Source organism: Streptomyces vastus (assembly GCF_039532825.1).
In the GTDB taxonomy this organism is placed as follows: Bacteria; Actinomycetota; Actinomycetes; order Streptomycetales; family Streptomycetaceae; genus Streptomyces; species Streptomyces vastus.
Genome location: NZ_BAAASJ010000005.1, coordinates 64740 through 79743 on the forward strand (window position 1 = coordinate 64740; position 15004 = coordinate 79743).

At 69.4% G+C, this 15004-nt stretch carries 12 protein-coding genes; 1 reads left to right on the forward strand and 11 read right to left on the reverse strand.

Annotated elements, in window-relative coordinates; translation table 11 throughout:
- Nucleotides 1–5: 5 nt before the first annotated feature.
- From ABD357_RS02920 to ABD357_RS02930, 3 genes are all read right to left on the reverse strand, one after another.
- Complete coding sequence (locus ABD357_RS02920; RefSeq protein WP_344387267.1) at nt 6–1346, reverse strand: extracellular solute-binding protein; 1341 nt, start codon at nt 1344–1346, stop codon at nt 6–8.
- A 273-nt stretch (nt 1347–1619) separates the two neighbouring features.
- Nucleotides 1620–1913 carry a DUF3039 domain-containing protein gene (locus ABD357_RS02925; protein WP_344387268.1) on the reverse strand — a complete coding sequence of 98 codons (294 nt, stop codon included), beginning with the start codon at nt 1911–1913 and terminating at the stop codon, nt 1620–1622.
- 29 nt (nt 1914–1942) lie between these two features.
- Nucleotides 1943–2515 (reverse strand): YqgE/AlgH family protein, encoded by a 573-nt coding sequence (locus tag ABD357_RS02930; protein WP_344387269.1) that lies wholly within the window; start codon nt 2513–2515, stop codon nt 1943–1945.
- Between the two features lie 347 nt (nt 2516–2862).
- Here ABD357_RS02930 and murA point away from each other — a divergent pair, with 347 nt between their 5' ends.
- Complete coding sequence (gene murA, locus ABD357_RS02935; protein ID WP_344387271.1) at nt 2863–4209, forward strand: UDP-N-acetylglucosamine 1-carboxyvinyltransferase; 1347 nt, start codon at nt 2863–2865, stop codon at nt 4207–4209.
- Nucleotides 4210–4345: 136 nt separating this feature from the next.
- Here the strand turns inward: murA and ABD357_RS02940 are convergent, their stop codons facing one another.
- From ABD357_RS02940 to ABD357_RS02975, 8 genes are all read right to left on the reverse strand, one after another.
- Entirely contained in the window at nt 4346–4627 is a 282-nt protein-coding gene (locus ABD357_RS02940) for an HU family DNA-binding protein (RefSeq protein ID WP_054220032.1), read from the reverse strand.
- A 395-nt stretch (nt 4628–5022) separates the two neighbouring features.
- On the reverse strand, nt 5023–6456 hold the full coding sequence (locus ABD357_RS02945) for an NAD-dependent malic enzyme (protein ID WP_344387273.1): 1434 nt from the start codon (nt 6454–6456) through the stop codon (nt 5023–5025).
- A 405-nt stretch (nt 6457–6861) separates the two neighbouring features.
- Nucleotides 6862–9459, reverse strand: a complete 2598-nt coding sequence (locus ABD357_RS02950; protein WP_344387275.1) for a HelD family protein — start codon at nt 9457–9459, stop codon at nt 6862–6864.
- Nucleotides 9460–9541: 82 nt separating this feature from the next.
- A complete protein-coding gene (locus ABD357_RS02955) occupies nt 9542–10318 on the reverse strand; it encodes a zf-HC2 domain-containing protein (RefSeq protein ID WP_344387277.1) in 777 nt (258 codons plus the stop codon).
- Nucleotides 10319–10356: 38 nt separating this feature from the next.
- The gene (locus tag ABD357_RS02960; RefSeq protein ID WP_037675339.1) at nt 10357–10878 is read right to left on the reverse strand and encodes a sigma-70 family RNA polymerase sigma factor; all 522 of its coding nucleotides are present in this window, start codon (nt 10876–10878) and stop codon (nt 10357–10359) included.
- 469 nt (nt 10879–11347) lie between these two features.
- Entirely contained in the window at nt 11348–11950 is a 603-nt protein-coding gene (locus tag ABD357_RS02965) for a CGNR zinc finger domain-containing protein (RefSeq protein ID WP_344387280.1), read from the reverse strand.
- Between the two features lie 117 nt (nt 11951–12067).
- Nucleotides 12068–13228 (reverse strand): uroporphyrinogen-III synthase, encoded by a 1161-nt coding sequence (locus ABD357_RS02970; RefSeq protein WP_344387283.1) that lies wholly within the window; start codon nt 13226–13228, stop codon nt 12068–12070.
- Between the two features lie 134 nt (nt 13229–13362).
- Nucleotides 13363–14751, reverse strand: coding sequence for a nitrate/nitrite transporter (locus ABD357_RS02975; protein WP_344387285.1), 1389 nt, complete (start codon nt 14749–14751; stop codon nt 13363–13365).
- Nucleotides 14752–15004: the final 253 nt, after the last annotated feature.

Below are 15004 nucleotides of genomic sequence, written 5' to 3' on the forward strand. Positions count from 1 at the left end.
CCGCTTCACCCCGCGGAGCTGAACGCGGCGTTCATCTTTGTCGCCGCGTCCTTCGAAGCCGTGGCCACGTTCTTCTTGCCGCTGACGATCTCCTGGAACATCGTCGGCAGGACGAGCGAGGCGTCGATCTCGGCCCAGGCCGGGGAGGCGGGCACGAACTTGGTGCCCGCGCCGAGCGTCTCGACGAAGGGCGCGACGAACGGCTCCTTCTTCGCGACGTCCGCGCGCACGTCCGAGTACGTCGGCAGGAAGCCCATCGCGTCGAAGAGCTCGCCCTGCGTCTTCTTCGACGCGAGCTGCTTCATCAGGTCGACGGCGAGCGTACGGTGCGAAGTGCTCTTCAGTACGCCGATGTTGTTGCCGCCCGCGAAGGCCGGCGCGATCTCGCCCGCCTTCAGACCCGGCAGCGGTACGACGGCGTACTTCCCCTTGACGCTCCCGGCCTCGACCGCCTGGTGGTTGAAGTCACCGCCGATCGCCATGCCCGCCTTGCCGGAGGCGAAGGCCGTGATCGTGTCGTTGCCGCCCATGCTCGCGCACTTGGCGGCCGGGCAGTTGTCGTCGCCGAACAGCGAGGTGTACGCCTCGATGCCCTTCTGGGCCGCCGCGCTGTCGATCGTCGCCGCGTACGAACCGGCCTTGCCCTCGGCGATCTCGCCACCGTTGGACCAGACGAACGGCATCGCGCCGTAGGTGAAGGCACCGCCGACCGCGAGCCCGTACAGCTCGGGCTTCGCCTGCCGGATCTCCTTGGCGGTGGAGATCAACTCGCTCTGCGTCCTGGGAACTTCGAGGTCCAACTCCTTGAAGACGTCGGTGCGGTAGTACAGCGCCCGGACGCCGACGAAGTACGGGGCACCGTAGATCTTCCCGTCGACCGTCACGGACTGCTTGGCCGTCGGGTCGGTGTCCTTGGCCTCGTTCCAGTCCGTGAACTCCTCGGTCACGTCGGCGAGTCCACCGTCGTTGACGTACCCGGCGGTGTCGGTGTTGCCGTACTCCATGAGATCCGGCGCGCTCTTGGGGTCGTTGAAGGCGGCCTTGATGCGCTGGGCGCGGGTCTCGACGGGTATGTACTCGACCTCGACCTGCGTGCCCTCGTGGGCCTTTTCGAAGGCGTCCACGGTGGACTCGACGACCTTCTCCTTCGGCCCGTTGCTGACCTCTTGGAAGAGCCACACGCGCAGCGTCCCGCTCTTGTCGTCCGCACCGCCGGCGTTGTCGGAGGTCTGGGGGGCGCAGGCGGTCGCGGTGAGGGCGGCGACCACAAGTGCGGCCACCGGGGCGGCTGTTCGGGCGGAGCGGCGGGCAGGGAATCCGGCCGGGAGTCTGACGGGGAACTTCATCGGGTTTCCTCCGAAAGGGCGAGTGTTGCAACATGCGCAATGCTTGTTTCACTCTGCACAACACAACGGAGGCTAGAAGTTCATGGACATGCAAACAAGGCCTACCCAAAGGTCTCTACCACTCTGTGACCGCCGAAAGCGCCCTGTGCAACGACGCAGGCCCCGAGCCCGGCGCCGCACACACAACAAGGCCGCGGCACCCGCACTCGGGTGCCGCGGCCTTGTCAGGCATGCCGGACTACGCGACGAACCGCCGCCGAAGGAAAGCGGGCGTTACTTGTCGCCGCCCTTGCCCTGGTCTCCGCCGGAGCCCATGGACTCGTAGATCTCCTTGCACATGGGACACACGGGATACTTCTTCGGATCGCGGCCCGGGACCCACACCTTGCCGCAGAGCGCGACAACAGGCGTGCCGTCCAGCGCGCTCGCCATGATCTTGTCCTTCTGGACGTAATGGGCGAAGCGCTCGTGGTCACCGTCACCGTGCGAGGTCTTCGGCGCCGGCTCGACCAGGGTCCCCGTACCAGTCCCGCGCTGAGGCTGGGTCTCAGGCTCAAGAGTGCTCATGACTGCAAGGGTACTGAAGCTCACAGGCATCAGTTGAGCGAAGGGTCATCCGGGTACGTGGCCACCATCGCCAGCTCGTTGCGCTGCCGGCGGAGCACCTCGCGCCACAGCCGTTCCGGAGACGGGGAGGAGACGTCGCCGGGCTCGGACTCGACGACGTACCAGGCGCCCTCGACCAGTTCGTCCTCCAGCTGGCCCGGGCCCCAGCCGGCGTACCCGGCGAAGATCCGCAGGCTGCCGACGGCCGAGGCGAGCAGCTCCGGCGGTGCCTCCAGGTCCACGAGCCCGATCGCGCCGTGCACCCGGCGCCAGCCGAGCGGCGCGCGCTCCCCCAGGGAGCCGCCGGGGATGACCGCGACGCCGAGCGCCGAGTCGAGCGAGACCGGCCCGCCCTGGAAGACGACGCCGGGCTCTCCGGCGAGGTCCGCCCAGCCCTCGAGGATGTCGCCGACGTCCACCGGGGTGGGGCGGTTGAGGACGACACCCAGGGAACCCTCCTCGTCGTGGTCGAGGAGCAGCACCACAGCGCGGTCGAAGTTCGGGTCCGCCAGGGCGGGTGTGGCCACGAGCAGCCGCCCTGTGAGCGAGGACACCTCGGTCATGCCAGACATGATCCCGCATCTTCCCCCTGGGAGGGGAGGCATTGCCAATGCGGCGGTGAATGCAGCCATGAATCAGAGGAGCGGCCTGGTAGGGCCTCCTTTGAGGGTGGTGGTGGGAGACGGGAGGGCGTACGGGAGCAGGGCCAGCGCACGCCCCGGCCGGTGACCCCGCGTACCCGCCGGAGAACCGTTCGTGTTGTGGCAAAGCTATGACGGAGCTGAGCCGTACTTGGGCTACCTGTACCGGGGTAGGCGGCCATTACGCTTGCTTCTCCGGTTCACCGGCCGCCCAGCGAACCTGCCCCTGTGAACCTGCCTCTGTCCAACTTCATCGGAACGCGAGATACATGACCGTCAACGGCTCAGACGACGTCCTGCTTGTCCACGGCGGAACCCCGTTGGAGGGTGAGATCCGTGTCCGTGGTGCGAAGAACCTCGTACCGAAGGCCATGGTCGCCGCCCTGCTCGGCAGCGCTCCGAGTCGGCTGCGCAATGTGCCCGACATCCGCGACGTACGCGTCGTACGCGGGCTGCTGCAGCTGCATGGAGTGACGGTCCGGCCGGGAGAGGAACCGGGCGAGCTGGTCCTGGACCCCTCGCACGTGGAGAGCGCGAACGTCGCGGACATCGACGCGCACGCGGGCTCCTCGCGCATCCCGATCCTGTTCTGCGGACCGCTGCTGCACCGTCTCGGCCACGCGTTCATCCCTGGCCTGGGCGGCTGTGACATCGGCGGCCGGCCGATCGACTTCCACTTCGAGGTGCTGCGGCAGTTCGGCGCGAAGATCGAGAAGCGGGCGGACGGCCAGTACCTGGAGGCTCCGCAGCGGCTGCGCGGCACCAAGATCCGGCTGCCGTACCCGTCCGTGGGCGCGACCGAGCAGGTGCTGCTGACGGCCGTCCTCGCGGAGGGCGTCACGGAACTCTCGAACGCGGCCGTGGAGCCGGAGATCGAGGACCTGATCTGCGTCCTGCAGAAAATGGGCGCCATCATCGCGATGGACACCGACCGCACCATCCGCGTCACGGGCGTGGACAGGCTCGGCGGCTACACCCACGCGGCACTCCCGGACCGCCTGGAGGCCGCCTCGTGGGCTTCCGCGGCCCTGGCGACCGAAGGCAACATCTACGTCCGCGGCGCCCAGCAGCGCTCGATGATGTCGTTCCTGAACACCTACCGGAAGGTCGGCGGCGCCTTCGAGATCGACGACGAGGGCATCCGCTTCTGGCACCCGGGCGGCCAGCTGAAGTCCATCGCGCTGGAGACGGACGTGGCCCCCGGCTTCCAGACCGACTGGCAGCAGCCGCTCGTCGTCGCCCTGACGCAGGCGACGGGCCTGTCGATCGTCCACGAGACGGTGTACGAATCCCGCCTCGGCTTCACCTCCGCCCTGAACCAGATGGGCGCGCACATCCAGCTCTACCGCGAGTGCCTCGGCGGCTCCAACTGCCGCTTCGGCCAGCGCAACTTCCTGCACTCCGCGGTCGTCTCGGGCCCGACGAAGCTCCAGGGCGCCGACCTGGTCATCCCCGACCTCCGCGGCGGCTTCTCGTACCTCATCGCGGCCCTGGCGGCCCAGGGCACCTCCCGGGTCCACGGCATCGACCTGATCAACCGCGGCTACGAGAACTTCATGGAGAAGCTTGGGGACTTGGGCGCGAAGGTGGAGTTGCCGGGGAAGGCGCTCGGCTAGCCAAAAGCAGCCCGGCCGGCGTTTGAGGCCATGTGTAAGCGCGACAACGATGGGGCGGCACCCGGACTTCCGGGTGCCGCCCCAATCGCAATTGCCTACGTGCCGTACACCGTCCATGACGGTGTAGACGGCAAGGTCACTGGCCCTTTGCGGCTTCCTTCAGCTTGCTTCCAGCGGAGACCTTCACGCTGTAGCCGGCCGGGATCTGGATCGGGTCGCCGGTCTGCGGGTTGCGCGCGGTCCGAGCGGCACGGTGGGTGCGCTCGAAGGTCAGGAAGCCGGGGATGGTGACCTTCTCGTCGCCCTTCGCGACAATCTCGCCGACGGTCTCGGCGAACGCGGCCAGAACGGCGTCGGCGTCCTTGCGGGTCACCTCGGCGCGGTCGGCCAGCGCGGCCACCAGCTCACTGCGGTTCATGTTGTTACTCCCGTGTTCTTCTTGCCGTTGAGGCGTGCCACGCGGCGGAGCCGCATGATGAGCACCAGCGGAGCCGATGCTGCCAGGGTCCTCGGTCGGTCCCCGGACCCGGGTCCAAAGCCAGACCCTCGCGCCCAGAGACGCATCCTGCCCCCACCTGCGGCGGGAAAGCCAATCCGGCACCCCTGGGAGTCACACGAAAAGCGCCACAGCCGCGAAACGGTGACGCTCCGTCTGCTCCCGGCAGCAGATCGCAGGGCCTGCAAGGCCTGAGCCTGGCCGCCACCCTAGGGGCGGCCAGGGACAGCATGTCCCACGACGCGCCGTATCCGGGCCGCCGTGGCGACCATCACAGCGTACGACGCAGCCGGTCGAGCCGCTCCAGCCGGGCGGTGTCAGGCCGTCGTGCTGCCCGTGACCGCCACGCCCGCCGCCTTCGCCGCGTTGCGCACCGCTCCCGCGACCGCCCCGGCGACCTTGTCGTTGAAGACGCTCGGGATGATGTAGTTCGGGTTCAGCTCGTCCTCGGTCACCACGTCCGCGAGGGCCGTCGCGGCGGCCAGCATCATCTCCGTGTTGACCGTGCGGGACTGGGCGTCCAGAAGACCGCGGAAGACGCCGGGGAAGACCAGCACGTTGTTGATCTGGTTCGGGAAGTCGGAGCGGCCCGTGGCCACGACCGCCGCCGTCTGGCGGGCGATCGCCGGTTCGACCTCGGGGTCGGGGTTCGCGAGCGCGAACACGATCGCTCCCTCGGCCATCGCCGCCACGTCGTCGCCGTCCAGCACATTGGGCGCCGACACGCCGATGAACACGTCGGATCCGCGCACGGCTTCCTTCAACGTGCCCGTGACACCCTCGGGGTTGGTGTTGTCGGCGATCCATCGCAGCGGCGAATCGGGCGCGGCCAGCATCAGGTCCTCGCGGCCTGCGTGCACGACACCGTGGATGTCGGCGACCACGGCGTGCTTGACGCCCGCCGCGATCAGCAGCTTGAGGATGGCCGTGCCGGCCGCCCCCGCGCCTGACATGACGACGCGGATGTCGCCGATCGCCTTGCCCGCGACGCGCAGCGCGTTCGTCAGGGCGGCGAGTACGACGATGGCGGTGCCGTGCTGGTCGTCATGGAAGACGGGAATGTCGAGGGCCTCGCGCAGGCGGGCCTCGATCTCGAAGCAGCGCGGAGCGGAGATGTCCTCGAGGTTGATGCCCGCGAAGCCCGGCGCGATGGCCTTGACGATCTCGACGATCGCGTCCGTGTCCTGGGTGTCCAGGCACAGCGGCCAGGCGTCGATGCCGGCGAAGCGTTTGAAGAGGGCCGCCTTGCCCTCCATGACGGGCAGGGCCGCCTTGGGCCCGATGTTCCCGAGGCCGAGCACCGCGGACCCGTCAGTCACGACCGCGACCGAGTTGCGCTTGATGGTCAGGCGGCGGGCGTCCTCGGGGTTCTCGGCGATCGCCATGCAGACGCGGGCCACACCCGGCGTGTAGATCATCGAGAGGTCGTCACGGTTGCGGATCGGGTGCTTGGACTGCATCTCGATCTTGCCGCCGAGGTGCATCAGGAACGTACGGTCGGAGACCTTGCCGAGCGTGACGCCCTCGATGGTGCGCAACTGCTCGACGATCTCGTCCGCGTGCGCCGTCGACGTCGCGGCGATGGTGACGTCGATCCGGAGCTTCTCGTGGCCGGACGCCGTGACGTCGAGGCCGGTCACCGAGCCTCCGTGGGACTCGACGGCTCCGGTGAGCTGGGAGACCGCGGTTCCGCTCGCGGGCACCTCCAGCCGGACCGTCATCGAGTAGGAGACGCTGGGCGCCGTTGCCATGGCCGACTTCCTCTGCTTTCACCGTGTGCCGCTGTGTGTCGCGTATGCCGTCCGATCGTCGCACCTACTTCGGAGTACGCGGTAGCCACCCCGGGTTGCGAACGTTTTGTTCGCGCAGGTGGCATGGGGTGCCAGGGAAATTCCGGCGTACTTGGGACAGGAAAAGGGGCCTGTGTCACCAGGTGACACAGGCCCCTCATACCTCTCACACATTCAAATGGCACCGACCCGCCATGCTCGCCTCGCGGCAAGTGGTCGCTCGAAGCGACGAAGGTTGGGCCCGGGGGCTTGGATCGGGTCGGTGCCTCATCCACCGTAACAAAGGATCCCCTCAAGGCAATTCCCGTCCCGAGAGTTCATTTCCGGGCCACCGGAAATGCCGCGGGGTCAGTGCCTTCAGTTCCGTCAGTCGCGCAGTAGGTCGGGCACTCCGTTCGCGTCGGGCTCGTCGCGGTCCTGTGAGACGACGGTGAGCTGCTGGGTGGCCCGGGTCAGGGCGACATACAGCACGCGCAGGCCGGCCGGCGACTCGTCGGCGATCTCCGCGGGGGAGACGACGACGGTCGCGTCGTACTCCAGTCCCTTGGCCTCCAGGCTCCCGAGGGCCACGACGCGGTCGCCGAGCCCGGCCAGCCACCGGGCGGCTTCCGCACGCCGGTTCATGGCGACGACGACGCCGACCGTGCCGTCGACCCGGTCGAGCAGCCGCGCGGCCTCCTCCCGGACGGTGCGTGCGAGCCCGTCCCGTACGACCGTGCCGCGTCCATTGTTCGTCGTCACGAAACGTGGCTCCACGCCCGTCGACCGCACGGCGGACGGGGACGTCGAGCCGGGCAGGGCCAGCGCCAGCACGCGCGCGGCCAGTTCGGCGATCTCGGCAGGGTTGCGGTAGTTGACCGTGAGCGTGAAGCGGCGGCGTGGGCGGGTGCCGAGGGCCTCGTCCCGGGCCTCGGCGGCCTCGTCCGGGTCCGACCACGAGGACTGGGCGGGGTCGCCGACGACCGTCCAGGTGGCGTGCCGGCCACGGCGGCCGATCATGCGCCACTGCATGGGGGTGAGGTCCTGTGCCTCGTCGACGATGACGTGCGCGTACTCGGTACGTTCCTGGGCCAGCCGTTCGGCGCGCTCGCGCTGTGACTCCTCGCGGACCGGCATCAGCTCCTCCAGGCCGGTGAGCTGGTCGAGCGGGTCCGCCTCGCGCTTCTTGCGGGGGCGGGCCGGTGTGCCGAGGATCGCCTGGAGTTCGTCGAGCATCGCCACGTCGTGCACGGAGAGCCCGTCGCGCCCGAGCGAGCGGGCGACGCGGCGCACCTCGCCGGGGTTGAGGATCCGCCGGGCCCAGCGTCCGAGCCGTTTCTCGTCGGCCATCGCGGCCAGTACGGCGCGCGGTGTCAGCTCGGGCCACCAGGCGTCCAGGAACGCGATGAAGCTGTCCTCGGAGCTGATGTCCTCGTCGAACGACGACCGCAGCTCGGCGGCCAGCTCCGGGTCGCTGTGCCGGGATCCGGCGCCGGACTGCTCCCACAGGGCGTCGAGCAGCAGCTTGCGGGCGCGCGGACGCAGCAGGTTCACGGGCGCGGTGCCGGACAGGGCGGTACGCCGGACGCGGTCGAGCTCGTCGGCCTCCAGCTCGAGGCGGCGCCCGAAGGCGACGACGCGGAGGCGGGTGGCCGAGAGGGCGGGGGCCTGCGCCTCGTCGTCACCGAAGCCGCCATCACCGAAGCCGCCATCACCGAAGCCGCCATCACCGAAGTCGTCGCCGAAGGCAAGCTGTTCCGCGTCGGCGTTCCGCGAGCGTCCAGGCGCGCCACCCCTGCCGGGCGCGCGCTGCTCCGCGCGCCCCTGGCCGCGTGCCCGCGAGGCCTCGCCGTTTCCGTTGCGCACGGAGCGCGAGGACGCGTCGCCGAGTCCGCCGGACTCGGCAGCGGGGCCCGCCTCACCCGCCGTCTCCAGCGCCCCCCGCGCCGCCTTGCGCAGCACCTTAAGCATCCGGTACGAACCCTTGGCGCGGGCCACCGCCGGCGAGTCGTACAGCGTGGCCTCGGCCCCATCGACGAGGGAACCGACCGCACGGATGGCGACCTGTCCCTCCTCGCCGAGGGACGGCAGGACGCCTTCGGTGTACGCGACCAGCAGCGGTGTGGGCGAGACGATCAGGATGCCGCCCGCGTACCGGCGGCGGTCCTGGTAGAGGAGGTACGCGGCCCGGTGCAGCGCGACGGCGGTCTTGCCGGTGCCGGGGCCGCCCTCCACGTACGTCACCGACGCGGCGGGCGCCCGGATGACCTGGTCCTGCTCGGCCTGGATGGAGGCGACGATGTCCCGCATGGTGTGGCTGCGGGCCTGGCCGAGCGCGGCCATCAGCGCGCCGTCGCCGACGACGGGCAGCTCGCGCCCGTCGAGGAAGGCTGCCAGCTCGGGCCGCATCAGGTCGTCCTCGACACCGAGTACGCGACGGCCCTTGGAGCGGATGACCCGGCGGCGTACGACCCGTCCCGGATCGACCGGTGTCGAGCGGTAGAAGGGGGCGGCGGCCGGCGCCCGCCAGTCGATGACCAGCGGGGAGTAGTCCGCGTCGAGAACGCCGATCCGCCCGATGTGCAGCGTTTCCGCGATGTCGGCAGTGTTGTCGGACCGTATGGCCCCCTCGGCGGGCTCGACCGCCGTGTAGGCGCCGTCCGGGCCCTTCTTGCCGTCCTTGCCGGCCAGCAGGTCGATCCGTCCGAAGAGGAAGTCCTCGAACTCGTTGTTCAGGCGGTTGAGGTGGATCCCCGCCCGGAACACCTGAGCGTCACGCTCGGCCAGCGCGCCAGGCGTGCCGACCTGACCGCGCTTGGCCGCGTCGTTCATCAGGAACTCCGCCTCGTGGATCTTCTCCTCGAGGCGCCGGTACACCCGGTCAAGGTGTTCCTGTTCGACCCCGATCTCCCGTTCCCGAACGGAGTCGTGGGCAGATGTGTCGACCGAACCGAGCGCGGCTTCCTGCTGAACCTGAGCGGCCACCGGGCCCCCTTCTGACGTGCATGGCAGCCGTCAACCGTACGCGAAGGGGGCCCCGGAAGCTACGTGTGCGCTCCCGGTTCTGTCACGCGTCCACCTGCACCAGACGCGTGCCCTCGAACGTGACGACCTCGAAGTGGTCGATCTCGTTCGGTGTCATGGCTGCTCCGCCGTGGACGTACAGCGGGTTCTTCGCCTTCTCGTTGGTGCTGTTCTCGATGCCGTAGCCCCACTTGGGGACGGACCAGGAACTCACCGTCTCGCGCTCGCCGTTCTTGCCGACGGCGACGAGGGAGCACTTCTCCGGGCCCTTGAGGTTCTTGAGCTCCAGCACCGCGTGGGTGCCCCAGCCCTTGGACTCCATGCCGACCGTGGCGCTGACCTTGGTGGTCGGGTCGGTGGCGGAGACCTTGTCCTTCATGTCGTTGAAGAAGGCGTCCTCGGCGGGGCTCGTGGAGTGCGGCGCCGCCGTCACGTTGTTGCTCTCGCCGTCGCCGGTGACCCCGATCGCGGTGACCGGGCCGCCAATGATCAGCGCCGCTGCCGCCGCGACCATGTACATGCCGCGCCGCCGCTTCTGGGCACGGCGCTCCGCGACCTCGTCGACCAGCCGGTTGACCAGGCGTGGGCTCGGCTTGGCGGACAGCGATTCGCCGATGGCCGGGGTTCCCTGGGAATCCGGCAGATCCGCGAGGGCGGCGAGCATCGGCTCCATGCCGGCGAGCTCGTCCAGTTGCTGCGCGCACCAGTCGCAGGTCGCCAGGTGGGCCTCGAAGGCGGTCGCCTCGGCGTCGTCGAGGATGCCGAGGGCGTACGCACCCACGGTCTCGTGCACATCACCCTGACCCTGCGGAGTTTGCATAGGTCCAGGAGTACCCGTTCCGTATCCCCCGTATGTGCTCATGCCGTCACCCCACGCTCTTCCAGCGCCAGCTTCATCGAACGCAAGGCATAGAACACCCGGGAGCGCACAGTGCCGCTGGGTATGCCCAGCGTCTGGGCCGCCTCGTTGACGGTACGTCCCTTGAAGTACGTCTCGACCAGGACCTCCCGGTGAGCAGGGGTCAGGTCATCCAGCGCGTCCGACAGTGTCATCAGCCACAACGCCTTGTCGATCTCGTCCTCCGCGGGGATGACCTCCAGCGGCGACGGGTCCACCTCCTGAGGCCGGGCCTGCCGGCTGCGGTGGCCGTCGATGACGATGCGCCGGGCAACCGTCACCAGCCAGGGGCGTACCGAACCGGTAGCTCGGTTGAGCTGACCGGCGTTCTTCCAGGCGCGGATGAGCGTCTCCTGCACAACGTCCTCCGCGCGCTGCCGGTCCCCCGCGACCAGCCGCAGGACATAGGCGAGCAGAGGCCCCGCGTGTTCCCTGTACAGCGCACGCATCAGCTCCTCGTCGGGCTCCGAGGGCTGGGACATGCGATGTCGGGCCCTCGGCGGTCGTTCATCGGCCACGGCGGAATCCTTGCGCACGCCTACCTCCGGTGTCCGGGGGTTCCCCCGAGTCGGTCGCTCTCCACCGGGTACGCACACGGGAGTTGGGCTGTTCAACGTGTGACCCAAGTTTCTTCGACCGCCCAGGACCAGCCGGACATGGCAGCACATTCCCGTCACTCGGGCTTTACATTTCCGCCACGCTGGCAAGATCACGCCGCTGCCCCGAGGGTGACAGGAGGAAACACGTTGTTGCCAATGTCACTCCAAATCGAAAGGAACAAAGGGCACTTAAGGGATAGGGGTGCCACAGAGGCGCCCCATCAGGGGCGCGGGGAACTGCGCGACAAGCCACGACGGACCCGCAGCCGAGACACGACCTGTCAGCCCCTTCTGGCGGGGGCCTGGGGCACAGCCCTCAGTTTCGGGAAGGGGCGGGGCTGGGGAAAAAACCTCACGCCCGAGCAAGCGCCGCCCGCCGCCGATGCCGAGCAACCCTCTCCCGGTTCCCACACGTCTCACTGGAACACCACCGGCGCCGCCGCCCCCGAGACGTATCGAGGTACACGATGGGACAGCTGTCCCCCTCACACTGCCGAATGCTCGCCCGGGCAACGGGATCGGTGATCAACTCCACGGCATCGCGGGCCACGGCGGCGAGAAGCGCGGCGCACGAGGGGGCGCCATCGAGGGCCCGTACGAGCGAACCCTCGTCGTCCCAGACCGCACGCGGAGCCGGCGGCGGCGCGACACGGACCAGTTCATTGACGCGTGCCAGCGCGATGCCGAAGGGCCGGGAGTCCCGCGAGGGCTCCCCGCGCACCAACTGCCCTATATGCCCGCGCAGTTCGCGAAAGCCCACCACCCAGGACGCGTCGGCCGCCACCAGCGGCGTACCCGCCGGAACAAGCCCCGATCCACTGATCCAGGCCCGCAACGGCTCGACCGCGTCCAGCCGTTCCTCGGGATGCGTGGTCGCCAGCAGATCCAGACAGATCCGCCCGGAGTCGAACCGCAGCTCGTACGAGGCCGTGGCCGCGGCAGTACCCAATGCCATGTTCCTGTCACCGCCTTGGGGTTACCGCCATCGGGGGTCGGTGAGGGTCGTACCCCTACAGTGCCTGCCCACGAGCCCGGCCGGAACCCCCAGGGCTGACGCGCAGCCGAGGAAGCGTCACACGTCCGCGTACTTCGAGTCCGCCGCCGGGTCGAGGGCGAGCCGGTAACCCCTCTTGACCACGGTCTGGATCAGCTTCGGCGCCCCCAGTGCCGTACGCAGCCGGGCCATCGCCGTCTCGACGGCATGTTCGTCCCGCCCTGCACCGGGCAGCGCCCGCAGCAGTTCGGCGCGGGACACGACCCAGCCCGGCCGCCGGGACAGCGTGCGCAGCAGGGACATCCCGGCCGGGGGGACGGGCCGCAGTGCGCCGTCCACCAGTACCGCGTGCCCGCGGATCTCCACCCGATGGCCCGAGATCGGCAGCGTGCGCGCCCGCGAAGGCAGTTCCTGGCACAGCACCTGTACGAGGGGGCCGAGCCGGAAGCGTTCCGGCTGGACCGTGTCGATGCCCCGGGCCTGCAGCGGCAGCGCGGTGACCGGGCCGACGCAGGCGGCCAGCACGTCATGGTTGAGGGCGGCGAGGAGTTCGGGCAGCAGCCCGCGGTCCTCGGCGCGGCCCAGCAGTGAGGCGGCGGCCGGCGCGCTGGTGAAGGTCAGCGCGTCCAGGCCGCGGCAGACCGTGGCGTCGAGCAGCCGGTCGACGGGGGCGATGTCCTCCGGCGGCATCCACCGGTAGACGGGTACGCCGACGACCTCCGCGCCCGAGGCCCGAAGCGCCTCGACGAAGCCGGGCAGCGGCTCGCCGTGCAGCTGGATCGCGATCCGGCGCCCGTCGACCCCCTCGTCCAGCAGCCGGTCGAGCACCTCGGCCATGGACTCGGAGGACGGGGACCACTCTTCGGTCAGCCCTTGGGCTCGGATCGCGCCTTTGACCTTGGGGCCGCGGGCGAGCAGTTCGACACCGCGCAGCCGGTCGAGCAGGGCCTCGCCGAGCCCCCAGCCGTCGGCGGCCTCGACCCACCCCCGGAACCCGATCGCCGTGGTGGCGACCACGACGTCCGGCGCCTGGTCGATGAGCTCCTTGGTGGCCGCGAGCAGTTCGCTGTCGTCGGAGAGGGGCACGATGCGCAGGGCCGGAGCGTGCATGACGGCGGCACCGCGCCGCTGGAGCAGTGCACCGAGTTCGTCGGCACGGCGGGCCGCCGTCACGCCGACGGTGAATCCCGCGAGGGGGCCGTGTTCGTGTCGGTCTGGTCGCTGCAGTTCGTCGTGCATCAGCTCTCGTCCCGATGTTGATTCGTCCCGCACCGGTCTGTAGCACCGGTCGTGCCCGCCGTACATCAGCGGTCGACCGAGCCTGTCAACGGCTCGTGACAGGCTCGGTTCCGCATGATGTCGGTGGTGTTACGTCACACCTTCGCGTAGCTGAGCTGCGGCTTTGCCTCGGTGGCTGCGGTGGCCTCGCTCTGGGCGCCCGCCGGGCGGCGAAGGTATACGGCCCAGGTGACTCCGAAGCAGACCACGTAGTACACGAGGAAGGCGACGAAGGCGCCGGTGCCGGAGCCGACCGAGAGGAACGACTGCCGCAGCGACAGGTTAATGCCGAGACCGCCGAGGGCACCGATCGCGCCGATGAGCGACATGGAGGCCCCGGACAGCCGCCGGGCGTAGACGGCCGCCTCCTCACCGGCCAGTCCCTTGGCTCCGGCCTTGGCACGGTAGATGCCGGGGATCATCTTGTACGTGGAGCCGTTGCCCACGCCGGTGAGGATGAACAGCGCGATGAATCCGGCGATGAACAGCGGCAGCGACTCCTGCACGGACGCGGTGACGACGACCCCGGTGGCGACGGCCATCAGCGCGAAGTTCCACAGTGTGACCTTGGCCCCGCCGATCCGGTCGGCCAGCTGGCCGCCGACGGGCCGGATCAGTGAGCCGAGCAGCGGGCCGATGAAGGTGAGCGAGGCGGCCTGCAGCGGCGTGCGGCCGAACTGGTTCTGCAGCACGAGGCCGAAGGCGAAGCTGTAGCCGATGAACGAGCCGAAGGTGCCGATGTAGAGGAAGGACATGATCCAGGTGTGTCCCTCCTTCAAAGCATCCTTGGCCGCGCCGGTGTCGTTGCGCACCGGCCCGAGGTTGTCCATGTACCGGGCGCTCAGCACTGTCGCGGCGACGATGAGCGGCACGTAGACGGCCAACAGCACCCGAGGGCTGGCGGCTCCGACGATGCCGATGACGGCAAGCCCGAGCAGCTGGACCACGGCGACGCCGATGTTGCCGCCGCCCGCGTTCATGCCCAGGGCCCAGCCCTTGAGGCGCAGCGGGTAGAAGTTGTTGATGTTGGTCATGGAGGAGGCGAAGTTCGCCCCGCCGACGCCGGTGAGGATCGCGACCGCCATGAAGGTGGTGTACGAGGTACCCGGCTCCATCACGATCAGCAGTGCCGTGGTCGGTGCCAGCAGCAGGCCCGCGCTGAAGATCGTCCAGTTCCGGCCGCCGAAGCGCGCGACGGCGAACCCGTAGGGCACGCGCAGGATGGCGCCGACCAGGGAGGCGACGGCCACGAGGAAGAACTTGCCGGCGGGGTCGATGCCGTACTCGGGCCCCATGAAAAGGGCGAGTACGGAGAACATGCTCCACACGGAGAATCCGATGTGCTCGGAGAGCACCGAGAAGGTCAGGTTCCGGCGGGCGATGTGCTTGCCCTCCGCCTCCCAGAAGGTCTCGTCCTCGGGGTTCCACTGTTCGATCCAGCGGGACCCCTTATGGGGTGCGCTGGTGGTGCTCGGGGCTGTCATGACGCCTCCACGGTTCTCCGGTGCTCAGGTGTCGTACGCGGGGTCCGTACTTGGGGTGATGAGTCCCGAAGGTAGGGATGGCGCGTTTCCGGTCTGTGCCTGTGAGTGACCGCCGGGGAACGTTGCTCTCACGAGGGGGCGGGGGCGGCGGTGAGGTCGAGAGGGGGGCGGCGTGGGTTCGGGGTGCGCCGGGTCGGGTTCGTACGGTGCTGAGTGCGCTACTGAGGGAGAGTACGTGGCTCGGGGGTGACCG

Excerpts from the sequence above, each read along its gene's own strand:
- ABD357_RS02920 (WP_344387267.1), bottom strand. The coding sequence starts at position 1,346 with ATGAAGTTCCCCGTCAGACTCCCGGCCGGATTCCCTGCCCGCCGCTCC.
- ABD357_RS02925 (WP_344387268.1), bottom strand. The coding sequence starts at position 1,913 with ATGAGCACTCTTGAGCCTGAGACCCAGCCTCAGCGCGGGACTGGTACG.
- ABD357_RS02930 (WP_344387269.1), bottom strand. The coding sequence starts at position 2,515 with ATGACCGAGGTGTCCTCGCTCACAGGGCGGCTGCTCGTGGCCACACCC.
- murA (WP_344387271.1), top strand. The coding sequence starts at position 2,863 with ATGACCGTCAACGGCTCAGACGACGTCCTGCTTGTCCACGGCGGAACC.
- ABD357_RS02940 (WP_054220032.1), bottom strand. The coding sequence starts at position 4,627 with ATGAACCGCAGTGAGCTGGTGGCCGCGCTGGCCGACCGCGCCGAGGTG.
- ABD357_RS02945 (WP_344387273.1), bottom strand. The coding sequence starts at position 6,456 with ATGGCAACGGCGCCCAGCGTCTCCTACTCGATGACGGTCCGGCTGGAG.
- ABD357_RS02955 (WP_344387277.1), bottom strand. The coding sequence starts at position 10,318 with ATGCAAACTCCGCAGGGTCAGGGTGATGTGCACGAGACCGTGGGTGCG.
- ABD357_RS02960 (WP_037675339.1), bottom strand. The coding sequence starts at position 10,878 with ATGTCCCAGCCCTCGGAGCCCGACGAGGAGCTGATGCGTGCGCTGTAC.
- ABD357_RS02965 (WP_344387280.1), bottom strand. The coding sequence starts at position 11,950 with ATGGCATTGGGTACTGCCGCGGCCACGGCCTCGTACGAGCTGCGGTTC.
- ABD357_RS02970 (WP_344387283.1), bottom strand. The coding sequence starts at position 13,228 with ATGCACGACGAACTGCAGCGACCAGACCGACACGAACACGGCCCCCTC.
- ABD357_RS02975 (WP_344387285.1), bottom strand. The coding sequence starts at position 14,751 with ATGACAGCCCCGAGCACCACCAGCGCACCCCATAAGGGGTCCCGCTGG.